The sequence below is a fragment of the Massilia niastensis DSM 21313 genome (genome assembly GCF_000382345.1).
Lineage (GTDB): Bacteria > Pseudomonadota > Gammaproteobacteria > Burkholderiales > Burkholderiaceae_D > Telluria > Telluria niastensis.
In genome coordinates this window covers 1-20,121 of the sequence record NZ_KB908116.1, presented here as the reverse complement: position 1 = coordinate 20,121, position 20,121 = coordinate 1, and the positions used below count along the sequence as shown (strand labels likewise).

The following is a 20,121-nucleotide window of genomic DNA, read 5'->3' as shown; positions in this document are numbered from 1 at the left end:
TAGTCGAAGTCATGGCTTGCTTTATTTGATCCGCACGATATCGGCGCCGACGGCCGACAGCTTCACTTCCATCCGGTCGTAGCCGCGGTCCAGGTGGTAGATGCGGTCGATCAGGGTCGTGCCCTCGGCGGCCATGCCGGCGATCACCAGGGAGGCCGAGGCGCGCAGGTCGGTCGCCATCACCGGCGCGCCGACCAGGCGGTCCACGCCCTTGATGAAGGCGGTATTGCCCTCGGTCGAGATCTGCGCGCCCAGGCGGTTCATTTCCTGCACGTGCATGAAGCGGTTCTCGAAGATGGTCTCGGTCACGCGGCTCGGGCCCGAGGCGATCGTGTTCACGGCCATGAACTGGGCCTGCATGTCGGTCGGGAAGCCCGGGTATTCCGTGGTGCGGAAGGATACCGGGGTCGGACGGCCGTCCATGCGCGCACGGATGGTGTCGCCGCTGACGGTCAGCTGCAGGCCCATCTCGTTCAGCTTGTCGATGGCGACGTCGAAGATGTCGGTGCGGGTGTTGGTCAGCAGGATGTCGCCGCCGGTGGCCGCGACCGCGCACAGGAAGGTGGCGGCCTCGATGCGGTCGGAGATCACCGCGTGGCGCGCGCCGTGCAGTTCGGGCACGCCCTGGATCACCAGGCGGTCGGTGCCGATGCCTTCGATCTTCGCGCCCATGGCCACCAGCAGCTTGGCCAGGTCGGTCACTTCCGGCTCGCGCGCGGCGTTTTCCAGCACCGTCTCGCCTTCGGCCAGGGTGGCGGCCATCAGCAGGTTCTCGGTGCCGGTCACGGTGATCATGTCGGTGCGGATGCGCGCGCCCTTCAGCTTGTCCGCCCTGGCGTGGATGTAGCCGCCTTCGATCGTGATCTCGGCGCCCATCGCGCGCAGGCCCTTGATGTGCTGGTCGACCGGACGCGAACCGATCGCGCAGCCGCCCGGCAGCGAGACCCGGGCTTCGCCGAAGCGCGCCAGCAGCGGCCCGAGCACCAGGATCGAGGCGCGCATGGTCTTGACCAGTTCATATGGCGCGACCAGGGTGTCGATGTGGGCGCCGTTCAGGGTGACGCGCTCGTCCTCCTGGGTCACTTTCAGGCCGGTCTGCTCGAGCAGCTTGAGCATGGTGCGCACATCGTGCAGGCGCGGCACGTTCGACAGTTCGACGTCGCCGGCGGTCAGGAGGCCCGCGCACAGGATCGGCAGCGCCGCGTTCTTGGCGCCGGACACCGCGATTTCACCATTCAGGCGCTTGCCGCCGACAATCTGGAGCTTGTCCATGCTTATCCTTGATACTCTTCAGGGGTGAGGGTTTTCATCGACAGCGCGTGGATTTCCTCGCGCATGCGGTCGCCCAGCGCCGCATACACCAGCTGGTGGCGCTGGATCGGGCGCTTGCCGGCAAAGGCCGGCGACACGATCACGGCGGTGAAGTGCTGGCCATCGCCTTCCACGTGCAGATGGGTGCACTCCAGGCCATTGCTGATATAGCTATGAATCAGTTCGGGTGTGGTCGCCACGGTAACTCCAGAGGTTTAATTTCTAATGCTTGGTGCTTGTTGCCTAGTGACGCAGCTTGTAGCCGCGCTTGAGCAGGTTGATTGCAATTGTCGCCAGCACCGCGAAGAACACGGCCACGATGGCCAGGCTGGTCCAGGGCGAGACGTCGGATTTGCCGAAGAATCCGTAACGGAATCCGTCAATCATATAAAAGAACGGATTGAAATGCGAGACGGCAAGCCAGAAAGGCGGCAGTTTTTGGATGGAATAGAACACACCGGCCAGGAAAGTGGCGGGCATGATCAGGAAGTTCTGGAAAGCCGCCAGCTGGTCGAACTTCTCGGCCCAGATGCCGGCGATGACGCCCATGGTGCCCAGGATCGCCGCGCCCAGCAGGGCGAACACCGCGATCCACAGCGGCGCCACGAAGCTCAGGTGCGCAAACCAGGCGGTCACGATGAACACGCCGGCGCCGACCGCGAGCCCGCGCAGCACCGAGGCCAGCACATAGGCCGACAGGATCTCGGCGTGCGACAGCGGCGGCAGCAGGATGAACACCAGGTTGCCGGTGATTTTCGACTGGATCAGGGACGAGGACGAATTCGCGAACGCGTTCTGCAGCACGCTCATCATCACCAGGCCCGGGATCAGGAAGGAGGTGTAGCTGACGCCATCGAGCATCTCGATGCGGCCGTCGAGCACATGGCCGAAGATCAGCAGATACAGCATGGCGGTGACGACCGGCGCCGCCACGGTCTGGGTCGCGACCTTCCAGAAGCGCAGCGACTCCTTGTAGAACAGGGTGCGGAAGCCCACCGAGAACAGGTTCATTATTTTCCCTCCATGATCTGGATGAAGATGTCTTCCAGGTCGGCCTGCTCCAGCTGCATCTCGTCGATCACCGCGCCCGACTGGCGCAGGCGCGCCAGGATGGGCTCGACGTCCGAGTAATCGTTCACGCGCAGGGTGTACTTGTTGCCGTGGCCATTGTCATGTTCATCATGCGAGACCAGGTGGCGCAGCTCGCCCGGCAGCTCGCCGCTCTTCAGGTGCACCACCAGCTGCGAACCCGACACCCGGCGCAGCAGGGCCGGCATGGTGTCGAGCGCCACCACCTGCCCCAGCTTGAGCATGGCCACGCGCTGGCACATCGCCTGCGCTTCTTCCAGGTAGTGGGTGGTCAGGACCACGGTATGGCCTTCGCGGTTCAGGCGCGCGATGAACTTCCACAGGGTCTGGCGCAGCTCGACGTCGACGCCGGCGGTCGGCTCGTCGAGCACGATCACGGGCGGCTTGTGCACCAGGGCCTGGGCCACCAGCACGCGCCGCTTCATGCCGCCGGACAGGGCGCGCATGTTGACGTCGGCCTTGTTGGTCAGGTCGAGGTTGTGCATGACCTCGTCGATCCAGGCGTCGTTGTTCCTGATGCCGAAGTAGCCGGACTGCAGGCGCAGGGTCTCGCGCACCGTGAAGAAGGGATCGAACACCAGCTCCTGCGGCACCACGCCCAGGCGCATGCGCGCGTCGCGGAATTCCCTGACGACGTCGTGGCCATGGATGCGCACGCTGCCGGCATCGGGACGGATCAGCCCCGCGATGGTGGAGATCAGGGTGGTCTTGCCGGCGCCGTTCGGACCCAGGAGGCCGAAGAACTCGCCTTCCTCGATGCTCAGGGATACGCCCTTGAGGGCCTTGAAGCCTTTGTAGCTCTTCTCGACGCTGTCTATCTGGATCGCTGTCATTCTTGTTGGATGGCGCGGGCGCGCCCGGACCGTGCGGGGAAACGGTCCATTATAGGGGAAATTGCCGTGTCAAGAACTTGACCGGCGTTTTACGGGGTGGAATGGGAGGTAGGGTGGGCGGATTTTCCGCCCACGCGGTGACAGGCGGAAGCGAGATCATCGCGCCCGATAGCGGCGCCGATATCGATCGACGCGTGGACGGCATAGCCGTCCACCCTACATGCATCAGGACCGCGGCAGCAGCCCGTCGACCCCGTACAGGGCCGCCAGCTTGAGCACGTTCTCGGGAACGTTGACGAAGGTGAGGCGCTGGCCGGCAGCCAGCGCGCGGCGCTGCCAGGCCAGCAGCAAGGCGATGCCCGACGAGTCGGCGGCCTTGATGCCGCCCAGGTCGAACTCGGTCTCGCCCGCCGCAATCGCGGCGCAGCCCTGCTCCAGCGCGGCGGGCGCGCTCTGGAAGGTCAGGGCCTCGAGCGAGAGCATGGGATTGGCCTCGGCCATTACTTCGGCGCCTTCAGCGGCTTGGCGGCCAGTTGCTGGTTGCGGTCGGCCAGACGCTTGATCAGGCCATCGATGCCGTTCTTGTTGATCTCGCTGGTGAAGGTGCTCTTGTAGGTCTCGACCAGCCAGGCCCCCAGCACGTTCACGTCGTAAATCTTCCAGCTCTGAGGCGTCTTGCTCAGGCGGTAATTCAGGGTGATCGGCTCGCCGCGGGTGACGTTCACCTGCGAGCGCACCTCGACTTCGGTGTCGGCCGGATCGGAGCGCATCGGCTTGAATTCGACGGTCTCGTTCTTGATCTGCGACAGCGCGCCGGCATAGGTGTAGACCAGCAGGGTGCGGAATTCCTCCGACAGGCGCTTCTGCTGTTCCGGGGTGGCCTGGCGCCAGAAGCGGCCGGCGGCCTGCGCGGTCATCTTTTCGGAATCCACGTACGGCAGGATCTTCACGTTCACCAGGTCCATGATCTTGGAGCGGTTGCCGGCCTGGATATCCTTGTCGGCCTTGACGGCGTCGATCACGTCGGCGCTGATGCGCTTGATCAGTACGTCCGGCGCCTCGTTGGCGGCCGGCGCCGGCGCGGCGATCACGCTGGTGGCGAAAGCGATGCTGGCGGTCGCGCTGGCAATCAGTTGAATCAGTGGCTTCATGTGCATATTTTTCCTTTCGTTGGCCTGCCGCGCCGCGCGCCCCGTGGCGCCGACGGCGTGGCACTGTCCCGGTTAACTCTTCTTACTGCTTTTCGGATGACACCGGCTGCGGCACGACCTGCGAATTCGAGGACTTGTCTTCCTCGGGCTCGGCCTGTTCGGGCACGTTGCCGTCGTAGACCTGGCTCTGGCGGCGCTGCATGTAGCCGTCGCGGATGAATTCGTAGCGGTCCAGGGCGGCGTCTTCCAGCAGGTTCGAGGCATCCAGCAGGGTGGCGCGCTTGTCGACGACACGCACCGCGGCGCCGATGTTGCGCCAGTTGGTCGGCTCCTTGTACTTCCATGGGTCGCCGGCGAAATCGGCCGGCAGCGCCGCGGTATCACGTACCGTAGATGGGCCCAACAATGGCAACATCAAGTAGGGACCGCTCGACACGCCCCATACGCCCAGGGTCTGGCCGAAATCCTCGTTGTGCTTCGGGATGCCGGCTTCCGAGGCGATGTCGAGCAGGCCGAAGATGCCGAAGGTCGAGTTCAGGGCGACGCGGGTGACGTCGCCCATGCCGGCCTGGCCTTTGCCTTGCAACAAGTTATTCACTGCGCTCCAGGCGTCCGACAGGTTGCCGAAGAAGTTGTTCACGCCGGTCTGCGCGAAATCCGGCAGGGTTTTCTTGTAGGCGGTGGCGGTCGGCTTCAGGACGGTGCGGTCGACCGCATCGTTGAACGTGAAGACGGCGCGGTTATAGCCTTCGAACGGATCCTGCGGATTGTTCGCCGTGCTGGCGCAACCGCTCAGGGCCAGTATTGCGCAAGCGGCCAGGATGCTGTTGATACGGGAAATGCGCTTCATTCGCTACCTTCCTTTCCTTCAGCGGCCTTGCTATAAATAAACTGATTAATCAAGTCTTCCAGCACGGCGGCCGACTGGGTACGGTTGATGCGGTCGCCGTTCGCCAGGTTCTGGGTATCGCCACCGGGTTCGATGCCGATGTACTGTTCGCCCAGCAAGCCGGCGGTCAAGATCTTCAAAGAACTGTCCTTCGGGAATTTATACGCAGGCTCCATATCGAGGCGCACCAGAGCCTGGAAGGTCTTGTCGTCGAAGCTGATTTCCCCCACGCGGCCGACCACCACACCGGCGCTCTTGACCGGCGCCTGCGGCTTGAGGCCGCCGATGTTGTCGAACTTGCCGGTGATCGTATAGGTCTGGCTGAACGAAACCGTGCTCAGGTTGCCCGCCTTGAGGGCGAGGAACAGCAGCGAAGCCGCGCCCAGCAGAACGAACAGGCCAACCCAGACGTCGATAGTTTTGCGATGCATACGTATACCCTACGGAACCTAAATTACTTGTTAAACATCAGTGCGGTCAGGATGAAGTCCAGCCCCCAGACCATCAGCGAGGCGATGACGACGGTGCGCGTGGTCGCACGCGACACGTCTTCCGGCGTCGGCTGGGCCTGGTAACCCTGGAACAACGCGGTGAACGTGACCGCGATGCCGAAGATAAAGCTTTTGATCACACCGTTCAGTACGTCAGCGCGCACATCGACGCCGGATTGCATCTGCGACCAGAATGCGCCTTCGTCGACGCCGATCAGCTGCACGCCCACCAGGTAGCCGCCCATCACGCCGACCGCCGAGAACACGGTGGCCAGGATCGGCATGGCGATCACGCCGGCCCAGAAGCGCGGCGCCAGCACGCGCTGGACCGGGTTAATCGCCATCATTTCCATGGCCGTCAGCTGCTCGCCGGCCTTCATCAGGCCGATCTGCGCGGTGAGCGAGGTGCCGGCGCGGCCGGCGAACAGCAGCGCGGTGACCACGGGACCGAGTTCGCGGGTTAGCGCCAGCGCGACCACCTGGCCGAGCTTCTGCTCGGCGCCGTACTGGTTCAGCGTGTAGTAGCCCTGCAGGCCCAGCACCATGCCGACGAACAGGCCGGAAACGACGATGATCACCAGCGAATAGTTGCCGATGAAGTGGACCTGCTCCGAGATCAGGGCCGGGCGGCGGAACGCGCCGGGCGACACGCCCAGCAGGTTGAAGAAGGCGCGAGTGGCGAAGCCGATGCTGGCGATCACTTCGCGCGTCTGGCGGCCGACGGTTTCGAGGATGCGGGCGATCATTTGCGCGCTCCCAGGCCGAGGTCCTCGGCCAGCGACTTGCCGGGATAGTGGAAGGGCACCGGACCGTCCGGGGCGGCGTTCACGAACTGCTTCACGTAGGGGTCTTCGGACACGCGCAGTTCGGCCGGGCTGCCTTCGGCGACGATCTTGCCTGCCGACATGAAATACACGTAGTCGGCGATCGCAAAGCACTCGTGCACGTCGTGCGAGACCAGGATCGAGGTCGAGCCGAGGGCGTCGTTCAGGTTGCGGATCAGGTTGGCGGTCACGCCCATCGAGATCGGGTCGAGGCCGGCGAAGGGCTCGTCGTACATGATCAGTTCGGGGTCGAGCGCGACGGCGCGCGCCACGGCGACGCGGCGCGCCATGCCGCCCGAGATTTCGGCCGGCTTCAGGCGGTGCGCATTGCGCAGGCCGACAGCATTCAGTTTCATGAGTACCAGGTCGCGGATCAGTTCTTCCGGCAGCTCGGTGTGCTCGCGCAGCGGGAAGGCGACGTTATCGAATACCGACAGGTCGGTGAACAGGGCGCCGAACTGGAACAGCATACCCATGCGGCGGCGCAGGCGATACAGGCCTTCGGTATCAAGCCGGTGCACGACTTCGCCGCCCACCCGGACTTCGCCGCGCTGGGGACGGATCTGTCCGCCGATCAGGCGCAGCACCGTGGTCTTGCCGCAACCCGAGCCGCCCATGACAGCCACCAGCTTACCGCGTGGGAAGTCCATGCGGAGGTTCGACAGGATGGAACGCTCTCCGTATGCAAAGTGCAGATCGCGGATTTCGACTAGGTTCGACACAGCGTAATTAATATTTGAGTAATCCAGTATTGTAGTTCAGAAAGGGCAAACCCTGCTGAAGACGCCCCCGTTTTGGCGCTTGGATCGCTGCGCTATTACAACAAAAATAACTTTTGAGTCAGCTATTTTCGTTTGTAAGTGACTGTTTTTTAAGAGATATGTATATAAGGCAAAATTACCTTTATTGAATCATATCAATAAATTCCCTGGAGAAACCTCCCTCATGGGTGGGTAAAGATGGTGCCGAAGGGATGGATCGGCGTGTAACAAAAGGGGGCCGTTTCCAGCCCCCTTTGCTTCCTTTTCCCTGGCCCGCAGCAGGCGTCCTCCGAGCGGCTTCAGGCCGCCTGCTGCACCGCAAAAAAGCGCTCCACCGCCGCCCGCGCCTGCGTGCGCGAGGCCGCCGCCTGTTCCGGCCCGAGCCCCAGGCCCTCGACCGTGAACACGGTGATGTCCTTCAGCCCGATCATCGGCAGCACGGCGCGCAGGTAGGGCTCGAGGAAGTCGGGCTGGCGCGCGCGTTCGCCGGTGCGCCAGCTGCCGCTCGCGATCGCGATGTAGACCGGACGGTCCGGCAGCGTGCCGACCTTGCCCCCGGGCGTGCGGCGCATGGTGCGGTGGATGCGCACTACATGGTCGATCCACGACTTCAGGGTGGAAGGAACGGTCAGGTTGTACATCGGCGTGCCGATCACCAGCACATCGGCGCAGGCCAGTTCCTCGATCAGGCGTTCCGAGCACCCCAGCGACCCGTGGCCGCCGGTTTCGTCGGAAGCGCTGGCCAGGACGCGGGCATAGTCGCCGTCGACGTGCGCCAGGGCGCCCCCGGCGAGGGCGCGCCGGGTGACGCCGGCGCCGGGATGGCGCGCCAGCAGCTGCTCGACGATGCAGGAAGACAGCTGGTGGCTGTCGCCCTGGTCGCCGCGCGGGCTGGCGCTGAGGTGCAGGATATTCATGGTCAAGCTCCGGTCGAAGGTGTCAGGCCAGGTGGATGCGCACGCCGCACATGGCCAGGATGATGACGCTGGCCAGCAGTCCGGCGAACACGGTGCCTCCGGCCAGCACGCGGTTGGCCAGCACGCGCGGCATGTGGTGCGCCAGCATCACGATGCGCAGGCCGCAGAATGCATGCGCCACCACGAAGAACACCCCGCCCAGGTAGTAAGGCAGCAGGCGGATGTTCCATGGATCCATCAGCATGCCGGCCGGCGCCCCGGTCGCGAAGGCCCAGTCGGTGTCGATCCCGAAGTGCACCCGCGCCAGGTACAGCACGGCGTTCAGGTGGCTGATCGCGGCGAAGGTCACGAACACGCCGCCCGCCACCTGGAAGCTGCGTGCGCGGTCCATCGGACGCGCGCTCCAGCGCCATGCCAGCCGCAGGCCGGTCAGGATCAGGAAGGCGAACACGCCGATCAGGATCGGCTCCATGACGGCCGAGCGGTAGACCACGCGCAGCACCTTCATCACCGCCGTATGCGCTTCCGGTCCGAGCAGTCCCACCAGGTGGTTGCTGAAGTGCGCCATCAGGAACAGGATCGCCAGCACGGCGGCGCCGCCGTGCGCCACGCGCCAGTTGCCAGCCGAACCGCCCGCCGCCGGCCGCACGCTCGCGCGCCCGGCGCTGGCGATGCGCACCGCCAGCACCGTCCACAGCGCCAGCAGGAAGCCGATGTCCCAGTCCGGATGCCCCAGCAGCATGGCCAGCACGCCGGTCAGGGTGAACATCGGCGGCACCGCCACCGCCAGCAGGGCGGTGCGGCGCGCCGCCAGCTCGGCGGGGCTGGGAGACTCGATCCGGCCCAGGCGCATGGCTGCCCACAGCGCCACCGCCGGCATCGCCAGCGCCGCCAGCAGGGCCAGGCCGGCCCCGATCCAGGCGCCGGCGCCGGCGCCAGCGCCCCGCCCGATCGCCGTGGCCGCCTCGTGGAACGCGGCCAGCAGGAAGGGATAGGTCGCCGCCGCCAGCGGCGCCGCGAACCAGTGGGGCTGGACCACGGCGGCGGTGGCGTGGACCGTGCGGGTCCGGCTCATGCTGTTTTCCTCGCGAACGCTCACGGCACGATCACGTGGTCAGGCTTGGCATACTCGAAGGCTGCTTCGCGGTTCGGCGCCGGCGGGTAGATCCACTGGGTGTTGATGGCGACCTTGAGCGCCTTGCCCTCTTCGCGGGTCAGCCTCACCTGGCGGTCCCAGCCCTCGGTGTAGAGCGCGCCCCAGGCGCCGAGGTCGAGGCAGGTCACGTATTTCGGCTGGCTGTACGGATGCAGCGGCAGGCCCACCAGTTCGGCGACGGCGTTGTAGCCGGCCACCCGGCCCAGGCTCAGCGCGTGCTGGCACGACATCGCGGCCACGTTGCCGAGGTCGTCGGTGGCGGCGCGCGCCACGTCGCCGGTGACGTACACGGCCGGCACGCCGGGCGCGCGCAGGTAGGGGTCGACCGGCAGGCGGCCGAAGCGGTCGTGCCCCTCGCCGATCTGGGCGGCCAGCGGGTTGGCGCGCATGCCGGCGGTCCAGATCACGGTGGCGGCCGGGATGCGGCTGCCGTCGGCGATCACCACCCCGCCGGCCTCGATCGCCGTCACGCCGGACGAGGCCACGGATTCGACGCCGCACTCGCGCAGCGCTTCCTCGATCACCGGGCGCGGCACCGGGCCGAGCTCGAAGCCGACCGCCGGCGCGTGATCCACCACCACCACGCGCACCTTGGCGTCCTGGCCCAGGATCGCGCGCAGGCGTTCCGGCATCTCGGTCGCGGTCTCGATACCGGTGAAGCCGCCGCCCACGATCACGACCGTATTGCGCGCTTCGCTCTCGGGCCGGTTCGGCAGGTCGCGCAGGTGGCGCTCCAGCTTTTGGGCCTCGTGCAACTGGTCGACGTTGAAGCTATACTCGGCCAGCCCCGGGACCGGCGGCGACACGACCTGGCTGCCGGTGGCCAGGATGAAACGATCGTAGGACAGGTTTTCGCGGGCGCCGTCGTTGCGCACCACCGCGACGTGGCGGTCGGCGGCATGGATGGCCTCGATCTTGCCGGCGACATGGCGCACGCCGACGGCGGTGAACAGCGGACCGAGTTCCGGCGCCATGCCTTCCAGCGCCGCTTCGTACAGGCGCGGGCGCATGTGCAGTTCGGCCACGGGCGACACCACCGTGATGCTGATGTCGTCCGACTTGCCGGCGACGTGCGCGGCGCGGGCGGCGGCAAGGGCGGCCCACATGCCTGCGAAGCCGCTGCCGGCGATGACGATGCTGTGTTTCATGATGCACTCCTTCGGAGGGTTGGTGATGGCGGCATTGTGTGGCTACAGTGGTCCCATGTATTGGTCCAGTTCAAGTAGAAATGACTAGTCCACTTCCTCTGACAGAGCAGACTCTCTCCCGCGCGGAAAAGACCGCGTGGACGCTCGCGCTGGGCACGCCCGCGCCGGGCGAGACCCTGCAGCGCTGGCTCTACCGCACGCTGCGCCAGGCCATCCTCGACGGCCGCCTGGCCGAAGGCACGCTGCTGCCCGGCTCGCGCACCCTGGCGCAGCAGTACGGCGTGGCGCGCGGCACGGTGCAGCAGGCCTACGACCAGCTGCTGTCCGAAGGCTACCTGCTGGCCGAGCGCGGCAGCGGCACCCGGGTCAGCCGCGTGCTGCCGGAGCGCAGCCTGCAGGCCGGGCCGGCCGTGCCGCATCCCCAGCCCGAAGCGGCGCTCCGGCCCGGCGGGCCATGGCTGCGCCACGTCGGCGCCGAAGCTCCCGCCTTTCCGCTGCACCCTTCCGACAGCCTGCCGCCGCCCTTCCATCCGCACCGCTGCGACGTGCGCAGCTTTCCGGTCGACCTCTGGCGGCGCCTGCATGGGCGCCACCTGCGGCCCTCGCGGCTGGCCATCCTGTCCGAAAACCCGCCCGCCGGACGGCCGGCGCTGCGCGCGGCGATCGCCCGCCACCTCGACCTGGCGCGCGGGGTGTCGGTGTCGCCGGACCAGATCGTGGTCCTCGGCAGCGTGCAGCAGGCGCTCGACATCTGCCTGCGGCTGCTGGTGGAGCCGGGCGACGCGGTATGGATGGAAGATCCCGGCTATCCCGGCGCCAGCCAGGCCCTGCGCGCCTACGGGGCGCGGGTGGTCGATGTCCCGGTCGACGGGGCCGGGCTGCAGGTGGCCGAGGGCGAGCGCCTGGCGCCCGCGGCGCGGCTGGCCTACGTGACGCCGGCGCGCCAGGCGCCGCTGGGCATGGCGCTGTCGCCGGAACGCCGGCTGGCGCTGCTGCGCTGGGCGCGCGAACAGGGCGCCGTCATCTTCGAGGACGACTACGACAGCGAATACCGGTTCTCGGCCAGGCCGGTGCCGGCGCTGCGCAGCATGGAAGGCGGCGACACCCACGTGGTCCTGGCCGGCACCTTCAGCAAGCTGCTGTTCCCGGCGATCCGCATCGCCTTCGTGGCCCTGCCCTGGCAGCTGGTCGATCCCTTCGTGCGCGCCGCCTCGCTGGCGGCGCGCAACGCCAATGCCCTGACCCAGGCGGTGCTGGCCGACTTCATCGACGAGGGACATTTCGACCGCCATGTGCGGCGCATGCGGCGCGTGTATGCGGGGCGGGCGGCCGCGTTCGAGGATGCGGCGCGGCGCCATTGGGAGGGATTGATCGCGGTGCCGCCGATCACGGCGGGACTGGACGTGGTAACGCGCCTGCTGGCGCACGAGGAGCGGGATGCCTGGCAGCGGCTGGCCGCGAGCGGCCTGTCGGCGTTTCCGCTCGGGCGCTACACGGCGCGGGCGGTGCAGCCGCCCTCGCTGGTAATGGGATTTGCGGCCTTCGACGAGGCCCAGATCGAAGCGGGCGCGCGCGCGGCGGCGGCCGCGTTGCGCGGCCCCGGTCCGGGCTGAGCGCGCCCGGAACGCATCAGCGCGGCAGGACCGAGCTGCCCATCAGGAACTCGTCGACTGCGCGGGCGCACTGGCGGCCTTCGCGGATCGCCCACACCACCAGCGACTGGCCGCGGCGCATGTCGCCGGCTGCGAACACCTTCGGCGACGAGGTCTGGTAGCTGGTCTCGCCCTCGGTGCTGGCGCGCGCGTTGCCGCGGGCGTCCTTCTGCACGCCGAAGGCGTCGAGCACCTGCTGGACCGGCGAGACGAAGCCCATCGCCAGGAACACCAGGTCGGCCTTCATCTCGAATTCCGAGTCCGGCACTTCGACCATCTTGCCCTCTTTCCACTCGACGCGGCAGGCGATCAGCTTCTCGACCTTGCCGTTCTTGCCTTCGAGGCGCTTGGTCGCCACCGCCCAGTCGCGCTGGCAGCCTTCCTCGTGCGAGGACGAGGTGCGCAGGCGGGTCGGCCAGTAAGGCCACACCAGCGGCTTGTTTTCCTGCTCGGGCGGCTGGGGCAGCAGCTCGAACTGGGTGACCGAAGCCGCGCCGTGGCGGTTCGAGGTGCCGACGCAGTCGGAACCGGTGTCGCCGCCGCCGATCACGACCACGTGCTTGCCGGTGGCCTTGATCTGGTCCTTCAGCTTGTCGCCCGCGTTGACGCGGTTCTGCTGCGGCAGGAAGTCCATCGCGAAGTGCACGCCCTTGAGCTGGCGGCCCGGCACCGGCAGGTCGCGCGGGTATTCCGCGCCGCCGGCCAGGACCACCGCGTCGAATTCCTTCTCCAGGTCTTCCGGGAAGATGGTGTCGCGCGCCATGTTGCTGACGGCGGCCGGGAAGTCCTTGCCGATCAGGACACTGGTGCGGAAGGTGACGCCTTCCGCCTTCATCTGCTCGACGCGGCGGTCGATCAGGTCCTTCTCCATCTTGAAGTCGGGGATCCCGTAGCGCAGCAGGCCGCCGAGGCGGTCGCTCTTCTCGAACACCGTCACGTCGTGGCCGACGCGCGCCAGCTGCTGGGCGGCGGCCAGGCCTGCGGGGCCGGAGCCGACCACGGCGACCTTCTTGCCGGTCCTGGTGGCGGACGGCTGCGGCACGATCCAGCCGTGCTCCCAGCCGGCGTCGGCGATCTTGCGCTCGATCGACTTGATGCCGACCGGGTCGCTGTTGATGCCCAGCGTGCAGGCCGACTCGCAGGGTGCGGGGCAGATGCGGCCGGTGAATTCGGGGAAGTTGTTGGTCGAATGCAGGTTCTCCACGGCGTGACGGTAGTCGCCGTGGTAGACCAGGTCGTTCCAGTCCGGGATCATGTTGTTGACCGGGCAGCCCGTGTTACAGAACGGGATGCCGCAATCCATGCAGCGCGCGCCCTGCACCTTGGCCTGGCCATCGGTCAGGGTGACGACGAATTCCTTGTAGTTCTTGACGCGATCGGCCGGTTCGAGGTGGTCCTCTTCCTGCCGTGCGAATTCCATGAAGCCGGTAATTTTGCCCACGTTGCTTTCCTTGTATCGGTCGGGAGTAACGCTACGCTAACTCCCGTCGTTCCCGCACCGGCGGGAGCGACGTTGGATGATGTGCTGTTAAGGGAACCTCGAAAAACCTACTACGCGTTGCACTGTCGACGGGGCCGCCGAGGCCTGCGATGCTCGCTGTACTCCCGTACAGCTGCGCTTCTCGGTCAACATTGCTGCCGCTCGCTACGGTTTTTCGAGATCCCTTTACGCCGCCAGTTCGATCTTGTCGTTCGCTTCTTCCATGCTCGAGTTGTGCATCTCCTCGAGCGCCCGCTTGTATTCGGTCGGGAAGACCTTGACGAACTTGGTGCGGCTGTTGGCCCAGTCGTCGAGCAGGTTGCGCGCGCGGGTGCTGCCCGTGTGCTTGAAGTGGCGTTCGATCAGGCGGCGCAGGATCACCTCGTCGGATTCGCGCTCGCCGTCGCGGGTCTGGCTGTGCCAGCCCGAACGGTCGCCCTGTTCCTTGGTCGGCAGCACGCGCTCCAGGTTCACCATGGTCATGTTGCAGCGGCCCTCGAACTCGCCCTTCGGGTCGTACACATAGGCCACGCCGCCCGACATGCCCGCCGCGAAGTTGCGGCCGGTCTCGCCCAGCACCACCACGGTGCCGCCGGTCATGTACTCGCAGCCGTGGTCGCCCAGGCCTTCCACCACCGTGGTGGCGCCCGAGTTACGCACTGCGAAGCGCTCGCCGGCCACGCCGTTGAAGAAGGCTTCGCCCGAGATCGCGCCGTACAGCACGGTGTTGCCGACGATGATGTTGTCCACCGCCCAGCCGCGGAACTCGGTGTTCGGACGCACGATGATGCGGCCGCCCGACAGGCCCTTGCCGACGTAGTCGTTGCCTTCGCCGACCAGGTCCATCGTGATGCCCGCCGCCAGGAAGGCCGCGGCCGACTGGCCCGCGGTGCCCTGCAGCTGGATGTGGATGGTGTCGTCCGGCAGGCCGGCATGGCCGTAGCGCTTGGCCACTTCGCCCGACAGCATCGCGCCGACGGTGCGGTTGAGGTTCTTCACCGGCGAGATGAACGAGACCCGCTCGCCCTTCTCCAGCGCGGCCTTGGCCTGCGCGATCAGCTTGTGATCGAGCGCGCGGTCCAGGCCGTGGTCCTGCTCGTCGGTGTGGAACAGCGCACGCGGCGAGTCGGCCTTCGGCTGGTAGAAGATGTTCGAGAAGTCCAGGCCCTGCGCCTTCCAGTGCCCGATCGCCTTCGACTTGTCGAGCAGGTCGGCGCGGCCGATCAGCTCGTCGTAGCTGCGGATGCCCAGCTGCGCCATGATCTGGCGCGCTTCCTCGGCCACGAAGAAGAAGTAGTTCACCACGTGTTCCGGCTTGCCCTGGAACTTGGCGCGCAGGACCGGGTCCTGGGTCGCCACGCCCACCGGGCAGGTGTTCAGGTGGCACTTGCGCATCATGATGCAGCCTTCCACCACCAGCGGCGCGGTGGCGAAGCCGATTTCGTCGGCGCCCAGCAGGGCGGCGATGACGACGTCGCGGCCGGTCTTCATCTGGCCGTCGGCCTGCACGCGGATGCGGCTGCGCAGGCCGTTGAGCACCAGCGTCTGCTGGGTTTCGGCCAGGCCCAGCTCCCACGGGGTGCCGGCGTGCTTGACCGAGGACAGCGGCGAAGCGCCGGTGCCGCCGTCATGGCCGGCCACCACCAGGTGGTCGGCCTTGGCTTTCGAGACGCCCGCGGCGACGGTGCCGATGCCGACTTCCGACACCAGCTTGACCGAGATCGAGGCGCGCGGATTGGCGTTCTTCAGGTCGTGGATCAGCTGCGCCAGGTCTTCGATCGAGTAGATGTCGTGGTGCGGCGGCGGCGAGATCAGGCCCACGCCCGGCACCGAGAAGCGCAGGCTGGCGATGTACTCGGTCACCTTGTGGCCCGGCAGCTGGCCGCCTTCGCCCGGCTTGGCGCCCTGCGCCATCTTGATCTGGATCTGGTCGGCCGAGTTCAGGTACTCGGCGGTGACGCCGAAGCGGCCCGACGCCACCTGCTTGATCTTCGAACGCAGCGAGTCGCCTTCCTGCAGCGGGATGTCGGCCACCACGCGCTCGTTGCCCAGGATCGAGGCCAGGGTCTCGCCCTTGCTGATCTTGATGCCCTTGAACTCGCCCATGTAGCGCGCCGGATCCTCGCCGCCTTCGCCGGTGTTGCTCTTGCCGCCGATACGGTTCATCGCGATCGCCAGGGTGGCGTGCGCCTCGGTGCTGATCGAGCCGAGCGACATCGCGCCGGTGGCGAAGCGCTTGACGATTTCCTTGGCCGGCTCGACTTCCTCGAGCGGAATGGCCTTGGCCGGGTCGATCTTGAACTCGAACAGGCCGCGCAGGGTCAGGTGACGGCGGGTCTGGTCGTTGATCAGCTGCGCGTATTCCTTGTAGGTGCTGAAGTTGTTGGCGCGGGTCGAGTGCTGCAGCTTGGCGATCGCATCCGGGGTCCACATGTGGTCCTCGCCGCGCACGCGGAAGGCGTACTCGCCGCCGGCGTCGAGCGAATTGGCCAGCACCGGATCGCTGCCGAAGGCCAGGGTGTGCAGGCGCAGCGCTTCCTCGGCCACTTCGAACAGGCCGATGCCTTCGACCGTCGACGAGGTGCCGCGGAAGTACTTGTCGACCAGCGACTTGTTCAGGCCCACGGCTTCGAAGATCTGGGCGCCGCAGTAGGACATGTAGGTGGAGATGCCCATCTTCGACATCACCTTCATCAGGCCCTTGCCGATCGCCTTGGTGTAGTTGTAGATCGCGGTGTCGGCCGCCATCTCGTGCGGCAGGCCGTGCGCGATCTCGGCCAGGGTTTCCAGCGCCAGGTAGGGGTGGACCGCTTCCGCGCCGTAGCCGGCCAGCAGGGCGAAGTGGTGGGTCTCGCGCGCCGAGCCGGTTTCGACCACCAGGCCGGTGGAGGCGCGCAGGCCGCGGCCCACCAGGTGCTGGTGGATGCTCGAGGTGGCCAGCAGGGCCGGGATCGCGACCGTCTCGGGCGACAGCTTGCGGTCCGAGACGATCAGGATGTTGTGGCCGGACTTGACCGCGTCCACGGCTTCGGCGCACAGCGAGGCCAGCGACGCCTCGATGCCTTCCTTGCCCCAGGTGGTCGGATAGCAGATGTTCAGCTCATACGACTTGAACTTGCCGCCGGTGTGCTGGCTGATGTTGCGCAGGCGCGCCATGTCGTCGAAGCCGAGCACCGGCTGCGCGACTTCGAGGCGCATCGGCGGGTTGACGTTGTTGGTGTCGAGCAGGTTCGGCTTCGGGCCGATGAAGGACACCAGCGACATCACCATGGCTTCGCGGATCGGGTCGATCGGCGGGTTGGTGACCTGGGCGAACAGCTGCTTGAAGTAGTTATACAGCGGCTTGAGCTTGTTCGACATCACCGCCAGCGGCGAGTCGTTGCCCATCGAGCCGGTGGCTTCCTCGCCCAGCACGGCCATCGGCGCCATCAGGAACTTCAGGTCTTCCTGGGTATAGCCGAAGGCCTGCTGGCGGTCCAGCAGGGTGACGGCCTGCTTCTCGCCCTGGGCCGGCACGTCCTTCAGGCGATGCTGGGCCAGCTGGCTTTCGGACAGCTTGATTTCGTTGAGCTTGATGCGCACCGACTTGATCCAGGCCTTGTACGGCTTGGCGTTGGCGTAGGTGTCCTTCAGCTCCTTGTCGTCGATGATGCGGCCGGCCTCGAGGTCGATCAGGAACATCTTGCCCGGCTGGAGGCGCCATTTCTTGACGATGCGCGATTCGGGGATCGGCAGCACGCCGGATTCGGACGCCATCACCACCAGGTCGTCCTCGGTGACCACGTAGCGCGCCGGGCGCAGGCCGTTGCGGTCGAGGGTGCCGCCGATGTGGCGGCCGTCGGTGAAGGCCATCGCGGCCGGGCCGTCCCACGGCTCCATCATCGCGGCGTGGTATTCGTAGAAGGCGCGGCGGTTGTCGTCCATCGAGGTGTGGTTTTCCCAGGCTTCCGGGATCATCATCATCATCGCCTGGGCGACCGGGTAGCCGGCCATGACCAGCAGCTCGAGCGCGTTGTCGAAGCAGGCGGTGTCGGACTGGCCTTCGTAAATCAGGGGGAACAGCTTGCCCAGGTCCTCGCCCAGCACGGCCGACTTGAGCATGCCTTCGCGGGCGCGCGTCCAGTTGAAGTTGCCCTTGACCGTGTTGATCTCGCCGTTGTGGGCGATCAGGCGGTACGGGTGGGCAAGCGGCCATTCGGGGAAGGTGTTGGTCGAGAAGCGCTGGTGCACCAGGGCCAGGGCCGAGATGCAGCGCGGGTCCTGCAGGTCCTTGTAGTAGACGCCGACCTGGTCGGCCAGCAGCAGGCCCTTGTACACGATGGTGCGCGCCGACATCGACGGCACGAAGAATTCCTTGCCGTGCAGGAGCTTGAGCGCCTGGATCGCGTGGCCGGACGACTTGCGGATCACGTACAGCTTACGCTCGAGCGCGTCGGTGACCATGATGTCCGGGCCGCGGCCGATGAAGATCTGGCGGATGACCGGTTCCTTGGCCTTGACGAAAGGCGACATCGGCATGGTCTCGTCGACCGGCACGTTGCGCCAGCCGAGCACCACCTGGCCTTCGATGCGCACGGCGCGCTCGATTTCCTGTTCGCAGGCGATGCGCGAAGCGTGTTCCTTCGGCAGGAACACCATGCCGACGCCGTACTCGCCTGGCGGCGGCAGCTCGACGCCCTGCTTGGCCATCTCGTCGCGGTAGTACTGGTCGGGGATCTGGATCAGGATACCGGCACCGTCGCCCATCAGCGCATCGGCGCCGACGGCGCCCCGGTGGTCGAGATTCTTAAGGATCAGCAGGCCTTGCTCGATGATCGAGTGGCTCTTGTTGCCCTTGATATGGGCGATGAAACCGACGCCGCAGGCATCGTGTTCATTGGCGGGATCGTACAAACCTTGGGCAATCATGAGTCGTTCTCCACAGCTTTACGGGGGGTGAAGGCCGAGAATAGTGCAATGCAGCAGAACTGGCAACCAGAATAATTAGGGTCAGAGTCGAATTGTTTGACAACTTTTTTAAATCTCGATTAATTGGGGACAGAGTCAACTCCATGCATGCCGCTGGCGTAAGTACATTCGTAAACCCTTGATTTTGCTGGTGCTCGGCGAAAAAAAACGGCACGGATAACCGTGCCGCCTGTAGGGGAATGTGGAATCAGGGCTGGGGAAGAGGCGGAATCTTCGGGCTGAACGGGCGTCCGCGCTTGGCCGGCAGGATCTGGCGCCGGGTCTTGCGTTCGAGCTCGGCCTTGAATGCATCCGAACCCAGCGGCTGGTTCTTCAGGATCGAGGTGGTGATGAAATCGACCTCTTCGGCCGACAGGCCCTGCTGGATCAGGTCGATGTAGGCGGCCTCGCGCTGGAAGGGCGTATTGCCCAGTCCCCAGTACAGCATGTGTTCGGTGACCAGGGCGTCGTGGCGCACGCCGGCGTGGTGGGCATAGCTCGACCACGGATACTCGCCCGGCGCCGGCGCCAGGTGGGCGCGCACCGGGTTGAGCTCGATATACCGGCTGCAGGTCAGGAAATAACGGTCGGTATCGATCAGCGAAGTGCGGAAGCGCCCCTCGAACAGGCCGCCGGTGCGCTCGTACTTGTGATTGAACCAGGGCACGTAGAAACGGCCGACTTTCTGCATCATCAGGGCCAGGCCGGTGTCGTTCGCCGGGGTGACGAGCAGATGCAGGTGGTTCGGCATCAGCACATAGGCATGGATCGCCACCTCGTAGAAGCGCGCGCTTTCCTTGAGCCACATGAGGAAGCGCTGGTAGTCGGCTGGCTCACGGAAGATCGGCTGCCGATCGTTTCCGCGCTGGATCACATGGTAAGGCTGGTTCGGAACGATGAGTCGGGATTGGCGGGCCATGGCGTCTGCTTCAACGTTGAGCAGATATTTTACCCGAGAAATCGACTCTGTCCCTAATTAATCTCAAGCCTTGCTTATGTCAGCTTGACTCTGTCCCTATTTATTTGGAAATGATACTAAGAAACAATTGACTCTGTCCCTAATTAGCCAAAATTCCAGCTTCCGACCAAGTTTGCCAAGGAAATTGCTCAATAATTCGACACTGACCCTATTTATTGGTGTGGCAATTGCCCAACAATTCAACTCTGACCCTAATGCGGTTAAGTTAAGCCACCTTTGATCATTTGGCTGTTGTAAACGTGTAGCGGCTCTGTTAACCTGCGGTTCCGATGCTAGCCGATACCCTCCCACTTGTAACCGCAGATCTTCCCGCTCCTGATTGGCAACGGCTGGGTGAGCATCTGCCAGTTGAGTGGATCGAGCAGGCGCTCAGCCATACAGGTAAGGCGAGCATTCGACGAAGACGTTTGCCAGCACAGCAGGTAGTGTGGTTGGTCATTGCGTTGGCCTTGTACCGTCATCGTTCGGTACGGCAGGTACTGGCTGAACTGGA

General features: G+C 65.7%; 18 protein-coding genes. 2 read left to right on the top strand and 16 right to left on the bottom strand.

Going from position 1 to position 20,121, the window contains the following annotated elements; translation table 11 throughout:
• Nucleotides 1–21 precede the first annotated feature (21 nt).
• The 13 genes from murA to H162_RS0120755 form a co-directional block, all read right to left on the bottom strand.
• Nucleotides 22–1,272, bottom strand: a complete 1,251-nt coding sequence (gene murA, locus H162_RS0120815; protein ID WP_020655430.1) for a UDP-N-acetylglucosamine 1-carboxyvinyltransferase — start codon at nt 1,270–1,272, stop codon at nt 22–24.
• A 2-nt stretch (nt 1,273–1,274) separates the two neighbouring features.
• Nucleotides 1,275–1,511: a BolA family protein gene (locus H162_RS0120810; RefSeq protein WP_020655429.1), complete on the bottom strand. Its 237-nt coding sequence runs from the start codon at nt 1,509–1,511 to the stop codon at nt 1,275–1,277.
• A gap of 43 nt (nt 1,512–1,554) precedes the next feature.
• Nucleotides 1,555–2,322, bottom strand: a complete 768-nt coding sequence (locus H162_RS0120805) for an ABC transporter permease (protein WP_020655428.1) — start codon at nt 2,320–2,322, stop codon at nt 1,555–1,557.
• The gene (locus H162_RS0120800; protein ID WP_020655427.1) at nt 2,322–3,233 is read right to left on the bottom strand and encodes an ABC transporter ATP-binding protein; all 912 of its coding nucleotides are present in this window, start codon (nt 3,231–3,233) and stop codon (nt 2,322–2,324) included. The genes H162_RS0120805 and H162_RS0120800 overlap by 1 nt, the downstream gene beginning before the upstream one ends.
• Before the next feature lie 225 nt (nt 3,234–3,458).
• Nucleotides 3,459–3,734 carry an STAS domain-containing protein gene (locus H162_RS0120795; RefSeq protein WP_020655426.1) on the bottom strand — a complete coding sequence of 92 codons (276 nt, stop codon included), beginning with the start codon at nt 3,732–3,734 and terminating at the stop codon, nt 3,459–3,461.
• Complete coding sequence (locus H162_RS0120790) at nt 3,734–4,384, bottom strand: MlaC/ttg2D family ABC transporter substrate-binding protein (protein WP_020655425.1); 651 nt, start codon at nt 4,382–4,384, stop codon at nt 3,734–3,736. The genes H162_RS0120795 and H162_RS0120790 overlap by 1 nt, the downstream gene beginning before the upstream one ends.
• Nucleotides 4,385–4,466: 82 nt before the next feature.
• A complete protein-coding gene (locus H162_RS0120785; RefSeq protein WP_020655424.1) occupies nt 4,467–5,234 on the bottom strand; it encodes an MlaA family lipoprotein in 768 nt (255 codons plus the stop codon).
• Nucleotides 5,231–5,704 (bottom strand): outer membrane lipid asymmetry maintenance protein MlaD, encoded by a 474-nt coding sequence (mlaD, locus tag H162_RS0120780; RefSeq protein WP_020655423.1) that lies wholly within the window; start codon nt 5,702–5,704, stop codon nt 5,231–5,233. The genes H162_RS0120785 and mlaD overlap by 4 nt, the downstream gene beginning before the upstream one ends.
• A gap of 23 nt (nt 5,705–5,727) precedes the next feature.
• Nucleotides 5,728–6,510 carry a lipid asymmetry maintenance ABC transporter permease subunit MlaE gene (mlaE, locus tag H162_RS0120775; RefSeq protein WP_020655422.1) on the bottom strand — a complete coding sequence of 261 codons (783 nt, stop codon included), beginning with the start codon at nt 6,508–6,510 and terminating at the stop codon, nt 5,728–5,730.
• On the bottom strand, nt 6,507–7,310 hold the full coding sequence (locus H162_RS0120770; RefSeq protein ID WP_026354895.1) for an ABC transporter ATP-binding protein: 804 nt from the start codon (nt 7,308–7,310) through the stop codon (nt 6,507–6,509). Before H162_RS0120770 ends, mlaE begins: the two co-directional genes overlap by 4 nt.
• 338 nt (nt 7,311–7,648) lie before the next feature.
• Entirely contained in the window at nt 7,649–8,266 is a 618-nt protein-coding gene (locus H162_RS0120765; protein WP_020655420.1) for an FMN-dependent NADH-azoreductase, read from the bottom strand.
• A gap of 22 nt (nt 8,267–8,288) precedes the next feature.
• The gene (locus H162_RS34240) at nt 8,289–9,341 is read right to left on the bottom strand and encodes a hypothetical protein (RefSeq protein ID WP_020655419.1); all 1,053 of its coding nucleotides are present in this window, start codon (nt 9,339–9,341) and stop codon (nt 8,289–8,291) included.
• A gap of 20 nt (nt 9,342–9,361) precedes the next feature.
• Nucleotides 9,362–10,570, bottom strand: coding sequence for an NAD(P)/FAD-dependent oxidoreductase (locus H162_RS0120755; protein ID WP_020655418.1), 1,209 nt, complete (start codon nt 10,568–10,570; stop codon nt 9,362–9,364).
• A gap of 80 nt (nt 10,571–10,650) precedes the next feature.
• Here H162_RS0120755 and pdxR point away from each other — a divergent pair, with 80 nt between their 5' ends.
• Nucleotides 10,651–12,183, top strand: coding sequence for a MocR-like pyridoxine biosynthesis transcription factor PdxR (gene pdxR, locus H162_RS0120750; RefSeq protein WP_020655417.1), 1,533 nt, complete (start codon nt 10,651–10,653; stop codon nt 12,181–12,183).
• A gap of 16 nt (nt 12,184–12,199) precedes the next feature.
• Here the strand turns inward: pdxR and H162_RS0120745 are convergent, their stop codons facing one another.
• The 3 genes from H162_RS0120745 to H162_RS0120735 all read right to left on the bottom strand — a co-directional run bounded on the left by H162_RS0120745 (nt 12,200) and on the right by H162_RS0120735 (nt 19,568).
• A complete protein-coding gene (locus tag H162_RS0120745) occupies nt 12,200–13,663 on the bottom strand; it encodes a glutamate synthase subunit beta (RefSeq protein ID WP_020655416.1) in 1,464 nt (487 codons plus the stop codon).
• 225 nt (nt 13,664–13,888) lie between these two features.
• Nucleotides 13,889–18,610 carry a glutamate synthase-related protein gene (locus H162_RS0120740; RefSeq protein WP_020655415.1) on the bottom strand — a complete coding sequence of 1,574 codons (4,722 nt, stop codon included), beginning with the start codon at nt 18,608–18,610 and terminating at the stop codon, nt 13,889–13,891.
• A gap of 247 nt (nt 18,611–18,857) precedes the next feature.
• Nucleotides 18,858–19,568, bottom strand: a complete 711-nt coding sequence (locus tag H162_RS0120735) for a transposase (RefSeq protein WP_020655414.1) — start codon at nt 19,566–19,568, stop codon at nt 18,858–18,860.
• Nucleotides 19,569–19,897: 329 nt separating this feature from the next.
• Between H162_RS0120735 and H162_RS33375 the strand changes: the two genes are divergently transcribed.
• A partial coding sequence (locus H162_RS33375) for a transposase domain-containing protein (RefSeq protein WP_211223730.1) occupies nt 19,898–20,121 on the top strand: 224 nt, incomplete at its 3' end.